General features: G+C 67.4%; 13 protein-coding genes. 8 read left to right on the top strand and 5 right to left on the bottom strand.

Translation table 11 applies throughout. The features are described 5' to 3' along the window. Positions 1-4: 4 nt before the first annotated feature. The 4 genes from lipB (at position 5) to KDG50_14335 (ending at position 3,582) form a co-directional block, all read left to right on the top strand. Positions 5-634, top strand: a complete 630-nt coding sequence (gene lipB / locus KDG50_14350) for a lipoyl(octanoyl) transferase LipB (GenBank protein MCB1866595.1) — start codon at positions 5-7, stop codon at positions 632-634. Continuing rightward, complete coding sequence (gene lipA / locus KDG50_14345; GenBank protein MCB1866594.1) at positions 631-1,608, top strand: lipoyl synthase; 978 nt, start codon at positions 631-633, stop codon at positions 1,606-1,608. Before lipB ends, lipA begins: the two co-directional genes overlap by 4 nt. An 11-nt stretch (positions 1,609-1,619) precedes the next feature. Next, positions 1,620-2,405 carry a YdcF family protein gene (locus tag KDG50_14340; GenBank protein ID MCB1866593.1) on the top strand — a complete coding sequence of 262 codons (786 nt, stop codon included), beginning with the start codon at positions 1,620-1,622 and terminating at the stop codon, positions 2,403-2,405. 235 nt (positions 2,406-2,640) lie between these two features. Beyond that, on the top strand, positions 2,641-3,582 hold the full coding sequence (locus KDG50_14335; protein ID MCB1866592.1) for an MBL fold metallo-hydrolase: 942 nt from the start codon (positions 2,641-2,643) through the stop codon (positions 3,580-3,582). Positions 3,583-3,713: 131 nt separating this feature from the next. Here the strand turns inward: KDG50_14335 and KDG50_14330 are convergent, their stop codons facing one another. The 3 genes from KDG50_14330 to KDG50_14320 are packed head-to-tail and all read right to left on the bottom strand — an operon-like array spanning position 3,714 to position 5,453. After that, the gene (locus KDG50_14330; GenBank protein ID MCB1866591.1) at positions 3,714-4,133 is read right to left on the bottom strand and encodes a sel1 repeat family protein; all 420 of its coding nucleotides are present in this window, start codon (positions 4,131-4,133) and stop codon (positions 3,714-3,716) included. 13 nt (positions 4,134-4,146) lie between these two features. Continuing rightward, positions 4,147-4,671 (bottom strand): DUF4442 domain-containing protein, encoded by a 525-nt coding sequence (locus KDG50_14325; protein MCB1866590.1) that lies wholly within the window; start codon positions 4,669-4,671, stop codon positions 4,147-4,149. Further along, complete coding sequence (locus KDG50_14320) at positions 4,638-5,453, bottom strand: inositol monophosphatase family protein (protein MCB1866589.1); 816 nt, start codon at positions 5,451-5,453, stop codon at positions 4,638-4,640. Before KDG50_14320 ends, KDG50_14325 begins: the two co-directional genes overlap by 34 nt. 247 nt (positions 5,454-5,700) lie before the next feature. On the opposite strand from KDG50_14320, the gene KDG50_14315 reads away from it, so the two are divergent. Next, complete coding sequence (locus KDG50_14315; protein ID MCB1866588.1) at positions 5,701-7,629, top strand: transglycosylase SLT domain-containing protein; 1,929 nt, start codon at positions 5,701-5,703, stop codon at positions 7,627-7,629. Positions 7,630-7,639: 10 nt separating this feature from the next. On the opposite strand, the gene KDG50_14310 is transcribed toward KDG50_14315, so the two are convergent. Continuing rightward, positions 7,640-10,003, bottom strand: coding sequence for a hypothetical protein (locus KDG50_14310; protein ID MCB1866587.1), 2,364 nt, complete (start codon positions 10,001-10,003; stop codon positions 7,640-7,642). 61 nt (positions 10,004-10,064) lie between these two features. Here KDG50_14310 and KDG50_14305 point away from each other — a divergent pair, with 61 nt between their 5' ends. Beyond that, positions 10,065-10,580, top strand: a complete 516-nt coding sequence (locus KDG50_14305) for a hypothetical protein (GenBank protein ID MCB1866586.1) — start codon at positions 10,065-10,067, stop codon at positions 10,578-10,580. A gap of 95 nt (positions 10,581-10,675) precedes the next feature. Beyond that, on the top strand, positions 10,676-11,644 hold the full coding sequence (locus KDG50_14300; GenBank protein MCB1866585.1) for a complex I NDUFA9 subunit family protein: 969 nt from the start codon (positions 10,676-10,678) through the stop codon (positions 11,642-11,644). A gap of 129 nt (positions 11,645-11,773) precedes the next feature. Here the strand turns inward: KDG50_14300 and KDG50_14295 are convergent, their stop codons facing one another. After that, complete coding sequence (locus KDG50_14295; GenBank protein MCB1866584.1) at positions 11,774-12,373, bottom strand: hypothetical protein; 600 nt, start codon at positions 12,371-12,373, stop codon at positions 11,774-11,776. Between the two features lie 88 nt (positions 12,374-12,461). Here KDG50_14295 and hemC point away from each other — a divergent pair, with 88 nt between their 5' ends. Continuing rightward, positions 12,462-13,394 (top strand): hydroxymethylbilane synthase, encoded by a 933-nt coding sequence (hemC, locus tag KDG50_14290; GenBank protein MCB1866583.1) that lies wholly within the window; start codon positions 12,462-12,464, stop codon positions 13,392-13,394. Positions 13,395-13,398: the final 4 nt, after the last annotated feature.

The raw sequence follows: 13,398 nt of genomic DNA, 5'->3' as shown, positions 1-13,398 counted from the left end.
CGGCGTGCGAGCGTGGCGGCGCTGGTCGTATCGCGACTGTCTCGCGGCGATGCGGGCGTTCACCGACCGCCGCGATGCCGGGACTGCCGACGAACTCTGGCTGGTCGAGCACGAGCCGGTATTCACGCTGGGGCTCAGCGGGCGGCGCGAGCACCTGCTGGCGCCGGGCGATATCCCGGTGGTCGAGACCGAACGCGGCGGGCAGGTCACCTATCACGGGCCGGGCCAGGTCGTGGCCTATCCACTGATCGATGTGCGCCGTCGCGGGATCGGGCCACGCGCGCTGGTGACGGCGCTGGAGTCGGCCGTGATCGAACTGCTGGCCGGCTACGGTCTCGAGACACACGCGGACCCGAAGGCGCCGGGCGTCTATCTCGGCTCCGCCAAGATCGCCGCCGTCGGACTGCGCATCCGCCGCGGGGCGAGCTATCACGGCGTCGCGCTGAACGTGGACATGGACCTCACGCCGTTTGCGCGGATCAACCCCTGCGGCCATCCGGGACTGGCCGTGACCCAGCTCCGCGAGCATTTCCCCGGGGTCGCCGCGGCCGATGTCGCGGCGCAGCTCGGTGCAGGCATTGCACGGGGGCTCGGTTACACTGGGACGATCGATCTGCCCGATTCCTTGCCATGAGCGTTCCCGACGATCTCGCACCACGTTCGCGTTCCACGCCCGACACCCACCAGCGTGGCGGCGACAAGCTCGCGCGCATTCCGGTGCGGGTCGAACGCACGGTTGAACCGCTGCGCAAGCCCGCGTGGATTCGCGCGAAACTGCCGGTCGGTCCGCGCGTCGCCGAGGTACGTCGCGTGCTGCGCGAGAACGGGCTGCACTCGGTCTGCGAGGAGGCCGCCTGTCCGAACCTCGCGGAATGCTTCGGCCATGGCACGGCGACCTTCATGATCATGGGCGACATCTGCACGCGCCGCTGTCCGTTCTGCGACGTCGCCCACGGCAAACCGAAGCCGCTGGATGCCGACGAGCCACGGCATCTGGCCGAGACCGTGGCCGCGCTGAAACTGGGCTATGTGGTGGTGACCTCGGTCGATCGCGACGATCTGCGCGACGGCGGGGCCGGGCACTTCGTGGAATGTATCCAGGCGCTGCGCGAGCGCAGCCCGGCCACCCGGATCGAGGTGCTGGTGCCGGATTTTCGCGGCCGCATGGAGGTTGCCATTGCGATCATGCGCAGCGCGCCGCCGGATGTCTTCAACCACAACCTCGAGACCGTGCCGCGCTTGTACCGCATGGCGCGGCCCGGCTCGGACTACGCGCATTCGCTCGGCCTTTTGAAGGCCTTCAAGGCTGCGCACCCGCAGGTGCCGGCCAAGTCCGGTCTCATGCTCGGACTGGGCGAGACCAACGATGAGGTGCTTGAGGTCATGCGCGACCTGCGCGCGCATGACTGCGACATGCTGACGCTGGGCCAGTACCTGCAACCCAGCCTCGATCACCTGCCGGTCGCGCGCTACGTGACACCGGACGAATTCGACGCCCTGCGCGTTGCCGGCGAGGCGATGGGATTCCGGCATGTCGCGAGCGGCCCGCTGGTGCGGTCGTCCTATCACGCGGACCAGCAGGCACACGCCGCGTCGAACGCCGGCTGAATCCGATCCAGATGGACGCGCGCTTCGAACAGATCGCTGAACTCCTGATCCTGCCGCCGGGTGGCCCCATCGTGCTGCTCGTGCTGGCGCTGTTCGTGTTCGCGCGCCGGCGGCGGTTTGCGTGGCTATTGAGTTTCATCGCCATGTTTGGGCTGTATGTGCCCTCGACACCCTGGTTCGTCGACTGGATGTATCCGCGCATCGCGACCTACGCGGCGCTCGATGTGCAGACGCTCCCGCAATCCGGCGCGCAGGCCATCGTCGCGCTCGGCGCCGGGCGCTACTACGGGGCGCCGGAATACGGCGGCGACAGCGTGGGCATGGATACGCTTGCACGCCTGCGTTACGCCGCGCGACTGGCACGTCAGTCCGGCTTGCCGCTGCTGGTCAATGGTGATTCAAAGGAACGTGGCCTGTCGCTCGCGGAACTCTCGCGTGATGTCGTGCAGAACGAGTTCGGGGTGCCCGTGCACTGGGTCGAGCCGGACTCGCGCACCACTCAGGAGAACGCCGATTTCGCCGCGCGGCTGCTGTTGCCTCGCGGGGTCAAGACCATCGTTCTGGTCACGCATGCGATCCACATGCCGCGTTCGGTCGCGGTGTTCGAGAAGGCCGGATTTGCGGTTGTCCCGGCGCCAACCCTGCTGGCCGGCGATCTGCTCGAAGGCGAGCCGTGGCGGACCTGGCTTCCGGACGCCGGCTCATTGTCCGCATCGCGCCTTTTGCTGCACGAATGGTTGGGCAGCCGCTGGTACGAACTGCGTGGGTGGTTTTCGGACGTCTTAGGGAAGCTCTGATCAATCCGTCCCGGATTGTCAGAGCAGCGAAAACGAAAAAGTGTGATTTTTCGTTTTCTTTCATTTTCAACGGCATGCCGCCGCTGAGAATGTCAGCGCCTCCGTGTGCTGAGGTCTTGACCCTGACCCGGGCCGGCACCAGGAACAGAATTGTCTGACCGGCAGGACATTGGAGCCATGTCCGGTCGGTCATGCCGGTTCTGCGCCGAGTCACCCTGAATCGAGAGCAGAATACATGTCCAGATCCAATGTTTTTACCGGCCTGCTGACGACAACGATCATGTTGCTTGCCGCTGTGGTGCAGGCGGCCGATCACGGCGACAGCCTCCGCCTGCAGAAGGTCAGCGACGGTGTTTATGCGATCGTTGGCCCCTTCGGCAACCGCTCGCCCGACAATCTGGGCAACAACGCCACCTTCGGATTCGTGGTGACGGACGAAGGTGTCGTGCTGGTCGACCCCGGTGGCAGTCACCAGGGGGCGGCAGCGATCGACGCGCTGATACGCCGGGTTACCGGTCAGCCGGTCCGAATCGTCATCAACAGCGGCGGACAGGATCACCGCTGGCTGGGCAACGGATTCTTCAAACATCAGGGCGCCCGCATCATTGCGAGTCGCGCCGCGGTTGACGATCAGCGTGCGCGTGGCGCGGAGCAGTTATCCGTGCTGCACATGCTCGTGGGCGCGGCGGGGATGGCCCACACCGAGCCTGTCTACGCGGACGAGACCTTCGAAGAACGCCTGGATTTTTCGCTGGGCGGTACCGCTTTCGAGTTGCGCAGGGTGGGACCGGCCCACACGCCGGGCGACAGCCTGGTGTGGCTTCCGCAACAGCGCATCGTATTCAGTGGCGACGCGGTCTATGTCGGCCGCATGCTGGGTGTGTTGCCACAATCGAAGAGCGCTCTCTGGATCGAGGCGTTTGCGGCCATGGCCGCACTCGAACCGGCAACCGTCATTCCGGGACATGGCCCTGTCGCTGACCTGGCGCGGGCGCGGGCCGATTCGCTCGACTACCTGGTGTTCCTGCGCGAAACCGTCGGCGCCCTGATGGAGACCGGCGGCGACATCACCCAGATTGGCACACTCGACCAGTCGCGCTTTTCGTACCTCGAGGACTACGAGACGCTCAAGGGTCGCAATGCCCAGCAGGTATTCCAGGAGATGGAGTGGGAGTGAGGCGGCAGTTGTCTGTTGACGTTGCCAAGGTGGCAGTCGGGGCCAGACGTTGGCCGGAGTCTGATCCCTGAACCGCCCCGAAAACCGGGAAAACGTGTGACGTGGCGGAATGGACGAGCGCTGCGCGCCCGTCAATTCAGATCGTCGAAGCCCGCGCGCTTGAACCAGTGGCTGGCCTTTTCGGCATCCGGGGCCACGCCATTACCGTCGCGATACATCATCGCCAGCGTGGTCATGGAACCGACCAGTCCCTGCTCGGCGGCGCGTTCGAACCAGAGCGCGGCGGCTGCCGGGTCGGCGGCGGTGCATTCGCCCTCGAGCAGCATGAAGCCGAGGCCGTGTTCGGCAAGGCTGAAACCGCTCTCGGCGGCCTGCTTCATGTATGCGTACGAACGTTTTGCATCCACGGCCATGCCCAGACCGTTCTGCAGCATGATCGCCATGCGGTATTGCGCGTCAGAGTTGCCGGCGTCGGCCAGTGGCGACAGCAGTTGCGCGGCGCGCGAGAAGTGTTTGGCCTCGAATGCGGCAATGCCGCTGCGCAGGTCCATTTCCTGGTTGGGATCAATCATCGGCGGTTTCGGGTCGGGCGGGGCGGTAGCCCCGCGGGCGGATGGCGATGCGCGCGTGCACCACGGTGCACAGGCGGCCGGAGCTGTCATGGTAGCCGTATTCAAACTGCGGCGTCGCGCGGCCACGTGCGGCAAGCTCGGTACGAATCTGCTCGATCTGCAGGTCGGTGAACTCAAACCGCAGATCCAGATCGCCGCGCGCCTCGTGCATGAAGTCGATCGAAAGCGAGCGTGTCCAGACCGAATGGCCGGGGAAGTTGCGTGCGCAGGCGAGTGCCGCGATCGGGTCGGCGAGCGCGGCCTGGCTGCCGCCGAACATCGTCCCGCCCGGATTGCGGGTCAGTCGCGTAAGCGGCAGCCGGATGCGCACCCGGCGCCAGTGCGGGTCGAGTTCCACGATCTTCAGGCGCATGAGCCAGAACGGCGGATACAGCGCCAGGCGCAGGCGCGGCGGCAACCGGGCCGCGAGGCCGCGCCGGCGCCCTATGGACTGCGGCTCGCCGCGGCTGACAGCCATTCGCGCCAGTCGTTGAACAGCGCCGTACTGGTGGCGGCGACCGCGGAACGCGGAGTCAGGCTCGCCTGCGCCTGATCGAGCCCGTCGAGCGTCGCGCTGACGCCGCCGGCCTCGCGCAGGATCAGTTCGCCGGCGGCCCAGTCCCACAGGCGCTGGCCGCCGTGCAGGTAGACATCGCAGCGCCCGTCGGCGAGCCAGCACCAGTCCAGTGCGACCGAGCCGATCGAACGCTGCGAGCGATACGGCGCAGCGCTGGCAAGTGCCCACGACAGCGGCGGCTTCAGTCGCTTGAAGTCGATCAGCGCAATCGCGCGCCGCAGGTTCGGCGCCGGATCGGTGACTTCCAAGCGACGGTCGCCGAGCCACGCGCCGGCACCGAGTTCGGCATGAAAGCACTCGTCGCGCACCGGGTCGTAGACCACGCCGAACACGCTGCGGCCTGCAACAAGCAGCGCCAGCGAGATTGCGAACACGGGCACGCCGGAGACGAAATTGCTTGTGCCGTCCAGCGGGTCCAGGCACCACAGCGGGCCATCGCCGGCGAGCAGGCGTGACTGCTCGTCGGCCGACATCTCCTCGCCGAGCAGCGCGATACCGGGCGCGATCGCGGCCAGACGCGCGGTTGCCTCCTGCTGGATCGCCAGGTCGATCTCGGTGACCACCGAGCCGTCATGCTTGCGCGTGGACTGCGTGCGCGCGAAACCGGGCAGCGCAATCTCGCGGCCGAGTTCGCGTATCAGGGCGCGAACGGCTGCAAAGTCGATGTCGGGTATTTGGGTCATCAAAACAAATCGGGAATGCCGCGCCGGGGTGATTGAAGCCCGGGAACCGATCGACGATCAAGCTTACGGAGCTACCCTGGCGTGCCGCAGCCCACGCCATCTGCGTCTGAACTGAGCAGCATCTCGGCGAGATCAGCGATGTCGCAATCATTGTAATGGCTATGACTGCGCGGCGATGTATGTTTGTCAGGCTGTATGCGGCGGCCCGATGGCGATAAAATCTCCGTGCGTCTGGAGACGCTCTACCATGAAATACCGGGCGAAACTTTCGATTCTGGCGTTTCTTGTCTGGCTGCCGGTGCAGTCGCTGGCCGCGGCTGCGCTCACCGGCGAGCAGACGGATTTTCTTGCCGCGGAAAAAGCACTCGAACGCGGCGATCAGAAAACCTTTGAAACACTGCGTAAACAACTCGCCGGCTATCCGCTGGCGCCCTACCTGGATTTTGCGCAGCTCAACGCGCGCCTGGCGAAGGCCGGTGCTGACGAGGTCCGCGCATTCATCGACAGCCGCGAGCGCATGCCGCTCGGTTCGCGACTGTTGCACGAATGGCTGGATCTGCTCGCGGCCAGGGGGCGCTGGAACGAATATCTGGATTTCTATCGGGCCGACGAGGCCGGCACCACCGAGCAGTGCTGGCAGGCGCGTGCGCTGCTGGCGACCGGCCGAACGGACGAGGCCTGGGCAGGGGCGCGCCGGCTGTGGCTGGTCGGTCGCTCGCAGCCGTCGGCCTGTGACCCATTGTTTGCGGCCTGGACCAAGGCCGGCGGCCGTGACGACGGGCTGATCTGGCAGCGCGTCGCGCTGGCGATGGAAGAGGGCGAGGTCTCGCTCGCGCGCTGGCTCGTCGAACAACTGCCCTCGGCGGATCGCGCCGCCGCCGCGAACTGGTTCGTTGCGCAGCAAAAGCCCGAGCGGCTGCTCGCGACCAAAGCCGCCTACGCACCGCATGCGTGGCGCGACGCCTGGCTGATCCATGCGCTGGTGCGCTTCACCCGTGACGATCCGCTCGCGGCGCACGCCTACTGGCAGCGCTGGCGGCGTGACCAGACCGTCGATGCCGAGCAGTTCGTGCAGGCGACGCCGCGACTGATCCGCGCGCTGTCTTCGACCGACCAGCGCTCGGCGCTGGCGTTCCTGAACGATCTCGTTCCGGAGCAGACCGATTTCGACGTCCACGAGACCCGCGTGCGCACGGCGTTGGGTTTCGCCGACTGGGATCTCGCCCTGCGCTGGATCGGCGAGATGCCTGCGGCGCTGGCCGAGCGCGCGACCTGGCGCTACTGGCGCGCGCGCGGGCTGGCCGAGCGCGGCCATGCGGGCAAGTCCCGCTCTCTGCTGGATGCGCTCGCCGGCGAGCGGGATTTCTATGGCTTTCTGGCGGCCGATCGGCTTGGCCGAGACTACAAGATCGCCGCCGACCCGGAGACCGTGAACGCCGCGCGCATCGACGCGCTCGGCACCACGCCGGCGGCACGGCGCATCGTCGAGCTGCGCGCACTGGATCGCGATCTGGATGCGCGCCGCGAGTGGCGCGACTGGACTGCCGCACTGGATGCCGACGATCTCGTGGCCGCCGCGAAACTCGCCGCGCGCTGGGATTGGCATCGTCAGGCGATTCTGACGGTCGCCCGCGCCGAGGAGTGGGACCACCTGGATCTGCGCTTTCCGATCGCCTACCGCGACGCCATCGAACGCAACGCAGCGGCGCAGTCGCTGGAGGTGGACTGGGTGTTCGGTCTGGTGCGCCAGGAGAGCGCGTTCGACCCGGCGGTGCGTTCGCCGGTCGGGGCGACCGGCCTGATGCAGCTGATGCCGCAGACCGCCCGCTCGGTCGCCCGCACGGCCAAGCTGCGCCGTCCGCGACTCGCCGACCTCAAGACCGCCGATACCAACCTGCGGCTTGGCACGACCTACCTGAAATCCATGCTGGAACGTTTCGACGGCAATCGCGTACTGGCGACGGCCGCCTACAATGCCGGCCCGCAGCGGGTAAAGCGCTGGCTGCCCGATGCCGAAATGCCTGCGGATCTATGGATCGAGACGATCCCCTATCGCGAGACCCGCGACTATGTGCGCCGCGTGTTCGCCTACAGCGCGATCTACCGCTTCCAGATGGGCGTCGGCGATGGCCGGCGGGTCAGCGACTGGCTCGCACCGGTCGCAGCCCAAGTCTGAAGGTACCCGCTCAGCCGGGCACGCCGCCCGGGTCTTCCGTTGCGCGGCCCGCGGCGAGCGCCTTGCGAACGTTGCTCAGCGCGCCGGCCGGCGTGACCACCTCGTAGAACGCCGGTTCACCTTCCGGCAGGCCGATGCCCGACGAGCCCGGCCACGGCTCGGGATGGACCTCGCGCACGATCAGCCAGCGCAGGTTTCCCGCGCCGTCGGGATAACGCCCGGCATACACGCGCTCCATGCGGCCGTCCTCGAACAGGTCGATTTCGATGCGGTGCAGCGAAACGTCGCGCCGCAGGCGTGCGAAACCGTCCGGACTCAGGGCGATGCCATCGACGTTGTGCCAGAGCTTCTCGCCGTCGCGCTCGAAGCTGCGCACACGGTTCTGGGTCGCGGTTGCGCCCTTGCGCGCAAGACTGCTGCTCGACGAGGCGCGGTCGGCCGCGGAGATCGCCGGTGAGATGGTGATCCGGCGTTCGCCGTCGTACAGAAACGTCGGTTTGCCCGGGGCGATGGCGATCCCGATGCCGATTTCCAGCGCCGGCACGTCGTATTTGCGGATCTGATCGTTCTGTGCCTGCACGACCCGCAGGATCTCGCGCGCCAGCCCGCAGGCGCGTGCGACGGTCAGTCGTTCGCTGCGCGTGTTCGTGTACTCGTACAGGGCGAGGATGATCGCGTCGCCCTCGATGAACACCTTTTCCGCCTCGAACTCGCCGATCAGTTTGTCGATCGGCGTGTAGAAGTTCACGCTGAAATGCGAGGCCGGATTCAGGCCGCGTTTCAGCAGCTGTTCGGTCAGGATCGTCGATCCGCGCAGGTCCGCCTTGATGACGACATGGTGGCGCGCCTCGCGCGCCTCGTTCGCGGGCCGGGCGCTGGCGTCGGGCGCGAAGTCGTACAGGGTGCTGTTGGTGCGCGAGAGCGTGAGATCGGACTCCGCTGACAGCACCCGCACCTGTTCCATGGCGCGAAACAGCAGATAGGCGTATTTGAGATCGCGCCGGAACCGTGCGAAGTCCACGAGATATTGCGCGGCGAGTTCGCGCGCGCCGTGGGTCGCGCGTGAATGAACGTGTTCGGCGGTCTGTTCGAGCAGGTTCAGGTCGACCGGCTCGGGCGCGGTCTCCGAGAGCGTCTCGATCTTGCGCCGCAGGTGCCGCTGGCCGCGTGGATCGGCGACATAGGCATGCAGCGTCTCGACCGGAACGGTGTACTGGAACGCGACGTTGAGCTTCGAGACCTCGTAGCCCGCGGCCGCGGCATGCAGCATGCGGTCGCGTTGCAGTGCCTCGAACCAGCGATCGGCGAACTGACGCTGCACGCGCACGGTGGCGTCGTACTGCCGCAGTCCGTCACGGTCGTCCTGCTGGCGCAGGATTTCGCGATACGCCTCGTTGGCCTCGGCCTTGGTGATGCGCTCGACGACGTTCGGGTCGTCGAACCAGGTCGACAGCGGCTGCTGATACTCCTGCGCGGCGAGCACGTCCTTGAGCAGCATCTCGGTCTCGAGGAAACCCGCGAGGCCGCCTTCGTCGATGCGTTCGATCGGGCCGCTGGATACGCCATCCATGGTGCCCCGCACGGCGATGGTGATGTCCTCGGGCAGCAGGGCCGCGAAGCAGGTCAATGCACGGCGGTTGAGTTCCGCGAAGCAGGCACGGCCCGCGGCATCGTGGAACAGCGGGTAGTGCTCGATCAGCAGGTTTGCATCGCGCAGGGTCGGCAACTGCACGAGCGGGTTGAACAGGATGCGGCGCGGGATCGGCCAGGAACGCCCGGTGATGGCCTTGCGCTGTTTTGCCAGACGCCGTGTCTCCGCGCGGTCGAACTGGTCGAACAGCAGGCGGTTGACCTCGTACTGCGCCGCCGCGCCGCGGCGGGCCAGCAGCACGATGCGCTGCTGGAGCTCCAGCGAACGTCCGGACGATTGCTCGGACGCGGCATAACGCGCCGAGCGCAGGCGGTCGGTGAGCGCGCGGAACGCGGTCGCGGAACTCGCCAGCAGAAACTTCGTCGTCGCGAGTTGCAGGACCTGGATCGGCACCAGCGACCGATCGCGCCGGGCGCGCAGGATCGCGATGTCCATCATCATCTGGTAGCCGCCGGAGAACTGCGTCGCCTCTTCGGTCTCGAACGCCGGATCGGCCGTGCGGTCGCCGACCAGGCGCGCGGCGCACTGGCGCATCAGCCGCTCGAGTACGCCGACCAGGGACTTGCGAAAGCCCGGGAAGAGCGCGGCATCGATGTGGATGTTGTCAATGCCGCGCAGGGCGGCATTCAGTCCCAGATCCGGGACCTGCGGGCTGCCCAGCGTCTTGACGAACGCCTGCGCGTCGAATGGACGTGTGACTCGATCCTGTAGCCAGCGCAGCATGGAAGCGGTGCGATACGGGTCGCGGTCGACGATAATCGGGACAATGATGTCGGGGGAGTGTATGCGTTTCAGTGCGCTATGGCACGGTTTGCGTGCCCGGATCGATCGGCGGGCCGTCGCGCGTGGCGGCCGGCGCGTGGCGTTGGCCGCGTTTCTGGCATTGCCGGCTCCGGGGTTCGCCGCGCAGTCGCTGTTCGGCGAGATGTTGCGCGAGATGGCCGACTGGGCCCGCGAGCGCAACGAACCGCGCGCCCCGGCGCTGCAGGACTGGGTGCCGTCCGCGCCGCCGATCTCGCCCTGGGGCGCGACCACGGCCGGACGCAACGTCGCGGCCGTGGGGCTGGACGGCACCTGGTTCGGTCGCTACGGCGAGCGCATGGTCATCCGTGGCGACCGTCTCGCGCTGATCTGGGGCAATCACCGCGCGCCGACGAGTTCGGAGCTCATCGTGCGCGGCCGGCACTGGCTCGTCTACCGGCCCGAACTCGATCAGCTCGATCGTTACGAGTTCTACCGGTTCGGCAATCAGCTGGTGCTGACCGACGGCAGGACCACTTGGACCTACGAGCGCCGCTGAGGCGCGGGCGTGCTGCGCGAAGTCATGGGTTCGCATGCGGTGATGTGGTAGCGTTCGCGCGCCTTTCCCGCGGCAGTTGAAACGGATCGAGCAGCATGTCGTCCGCATTCTCCCGAATTGCCGTTTTTGGCGGCACCGGCTTCGTGGGCCGACACCTGGTCGCGCGGCTCGCGCGCGACGGCCATGCGCTGCGCGTGGTGACGCGCGCCCCGGCGCGGCATCGCGAGCTGAAGGTGCTGCCCGGCGTGGAACTGCGCCAGGCCGATGTATTCAATGACGGCGCGCTCGCGCAGGCCGTTGCCGGCTGCGATGCCGTGATCAATCTGGTCGGCATCCTGAATGAAGGTCGCGGTGCCGCGCGCAGTTTCGACCAGGTGCACATGCAACTGCCGGCGCGCATCGCGCGTGTCGCAAGACGTTTCGATGTGCGGCGCTTCATGCACATGAGTGCGCTTGGCGTGCACGCCGAGGCGCCCAGCCGCTATCTGCGCAGCAAGGCGGCGGGCGAGCTGGCGGTGCGCAACGTGCTCGGCGATGCGGTCGACTGCGCGTTCCTGCGGCCGTCCGTGATCTTCGGCGCGGACGATTCGTTCATCAACCGCTTCGCCGGCCTGCTGGCGCTCGCGCCGGGGTTCGTGCCGCTGGCGGCGGCCGACGCGCAATTCGCGCCGGTCCATGTCCGTGACGTCGTGGAGGCCTTTGCGCGGGTCCTCGGCGGTCCGCCGGCGCGCGGCGCGGCGTTCGAACTGTGCGGTCCGCAACGCTTCACGCTGGCCGAGATCGTCGCGGCCATTGCGGCGGCGGCCGGGCTGAGGCGCCGGATCATCGCGCTGCCCCGCCCGCTGGCGCGCGTCCAGGCGGCGCTCATGCAGTGGCTGCCGGGCAAACCGTTTACGCCAGACAACCTGCGCTCCCTGTCCGTGCCCAGCGTGTGCGCCGACAACGCCTGCGCGCGTCTGGGGATCGTGCCGACGGCGCTTGCGGTTGTGCTCGCCGAGCGGTTTGGCGCCGGCCAGCCGGCGCGCACCTTCGACCGCCTGCGGCGCCGGTATCCGGGTGCGTGAACCCGGGGCCCGGGGGCGCAGAAGCCCGTTTGGCAGGCTGTGGAATTTCGCTTTTCAACAGCCTGATATCGCGAGACGGGGACGTCTCGATGTTGAAAAGGCCATGGATGGGCCTTTTTCAACGAGCTGTCAGGCCGGACCGGGTTCGAGCAGTGTGCGCAGCGCGCCGGCGTCGGCGCGCTGCACGGGCAGTCCGTCGACATGGCTCAGCGGTCGCTGGCGCCCATTGCGTTCGTTGAAGACCGTGAGTTCGATGATGTGGTCGGCCTCGGTGATGCGAAACAGCGGCAGGTCGGTTTCCTGGCCGCGCCCGGTTCGCACACGGCGTTCGCCGGTCGTGTAGCTGATCGGCCAGTCGAACAGTGCGAGCGCGATTTCCTTGGTGGAGTCCGCGAACACGTGCAGGCTGATGACGCTGCCGGTGTCAGCGGTACCGTCGAGTACGGCACCGACCAGTCGCGGCGAGAACCGCTCCAGGCGCTGCATCCAGCGCAGTGCGGTCTGGCGCAGTTCACGCAGGGCGCCGGCCTGGCGATCGGACAGAAACAGCTGCTGGTAACTGCGCAGGGCCTGCTGGATCTCGGTATTCGACGGCAGCGGGCTGTGGGTGGGCAGGCGCAGACGCTCGCGGGCCTTGTCCTTCGCCACCTGATAATCCGCGACCTGTTCGGTCGCCATGATGCGCGCGGCCTCGGCGGCAATGCTCAGACGTAGCTTGTGCGTGCTCATGCGCGGCTCACGGGGACTTGCACGTCGGCATGCACTATTGCATAGAATTCCCGGCCCGTGTTAACCGGCCGAGCCGGAGAATCCCGACATGACCCGAACCCTGCATATCGCGACACGCCGGTCACCGCTTGCCCTGTGGCAGGCCGAGCATGTGGCCGATCGACTGCGCGGCCAGTTGCCGGGGCACGCCGTGAAACTCGTGCCGATGAGCACCATCGGCGATCGTGTGCTCGACAGCCCGCTCGCGAAAATCGGCGGCAAGGGGCTGTTCGTGAAGGAACTCGAACAGGCGCTGGTCGACGGCCGCGCCGACCTCGCCGTGCACTCCATGAAGGACGTGCCGGCCGAACTGCCGGACGGGCTGGTGATCAGCTGCATCCTGGAGCGCGAAGACCCCTGCGATGCCTTCGTCAGTTCGAAATATGCCGACATCGACGAACTGCCCGCCGGGGCCCGTGTGGGCACCTCGAGCCTGCGCCGCCGCGCGCAGATCAGCGCCATGCGCCCGGACCTGGAGATCTTCGATCTGCGCGGCAACGTCGGCACCCGACTGCAAAAACTCGACGACGGCGAGTTCGACGCGATCCTGCTCGCCTGCGCGGGTCTGGAGCGGCTCGGACTGGCCGATCGCGTGCGTGCGCGCATCGATGCACGGCGCATGTTGCCGGCCATCGGGCAGGGTGCGATCGGCATCGAATGTCGTGCCGACGACGCGGAATTGCGTGGTTGGCTCGCGCCGCTGGCCGACGCGGACACCACGGCCTGTGTCACCGCCGAACGCGCGATGAATGCCCGGCTCAATGGCGGATGCCAGGTGCCGATTGCCGGTCATGCCACGCTCAGCGCCGGACAGCTGTCGCTGCACGGCCTGGTGGCTAGCGTCGACGGCAAACAAACGGTACGTTCCACACGCGCGGGTGCGGTACAGTCCGCGGCAGTGATCGGCGAGGCGGTCGCCGCTGACCTGCTCGCGCGCGGCGCCGGTCCGCTGCTGGCGGCCGTTGGCATTAGCCCGGACTGAAAGC

The organism is Chromatiales bacterium, from assembly GCA_020445605.1.
GTDB lineage: Bacteria > Pseudomonadota > Gammaproteobacteria > JAGRGH01 > JAGRGH01 > JAGRGH01.
This window is presented reverse-complemented; position numbering and strand designations above follow the sequence as displayed.

Excerpts from the sequence above, each read along its gene's own strand:
- lipA (MCB1866594.1), top strand. The coding sequence starts at position 631 with ATGAGCGTTCCCGACGATCTCGCACCACGTTCGCGTTCCACGCCCGAC.
- KDG50_14340 (MCB1866593.1), top strand. The coding sequence starts at position 1,620 with ATGGACGCGCGCTTCGAACAGATCGCTGAACTCCTGATCCTGCCGCCG.
- KDG50_14335 (MCB1866592.1), top strand. The coding sequence starts at position 2,641 with ATGTCCAGATCCAATGTTTTTACCGGCCTGCTGACGACAACGATCATG.
- KDG50_14330 (MCB1866591.1), bottom strand. The coding sequence starts at position 4,133 with ATGGACCTGCGCAGCGGCATTGCCGCATTCGAGGCCAAACACTTCTCG.
- KDG50_14325 (MCB1866590.1), bottom strand. The coding sequence starts at position 4,671 with ATGGCTGTCAGCCGCGGCGAGCCGCAGTCCATAGGGCGCCGGCGCGGC.
- KDG50_14320 (MCB1866589.1), bottom strand. The coding sequence starts at position 5,453 with ATGACCCAAATACCCGACATCGACTTTGCAGCCGTTCGCGCCCTGATA.
- KDG50_14315 (MCB1866588.1), top strand. The coding sequence starts at position 5,701 with ATGAAATACCGGGCGAAACTTTCGATTCTGGCGTTTCTTGTCTGGCTG.
- KDG50_14310 (MCB1866587.1), bottom strand. The coding sequence starts at position 10,003 with ATGCTGCGCTGGCTACAGGATCGAGTCACACGTCCATTCGACGCGCAG.
- KDG50_14305 (MCB1866586.1), top strand. The coding sequence starts at position 10,065 with ATGCGTTTCAGTGCGCTATGGCACGGTTTGCGTGCCCGGATCGATCGG.
- KDG50_14300 (MCB1866585.1), top strand. The coding sequence starts at position 10,676 with ATGTCGTCCGCATTCTCCCGAATTGCCGTTTTTGGCGGCACCGGCTTC.
- KDG50_14295 (MCB1866584.1), bottom strand. The coding sequence starts at position 12,373 with ATGAGCACGCACAAGCTACGTCTGAGCATTGCCGCCGAGGCCGCGCGC.
- hemC (MCB1866583.1), top strand. The coding sequence starts at position 12,462 with ATGACCCGAACCCTGCATATCGCGACACGCCGGTCACCGCTTGCCCTG.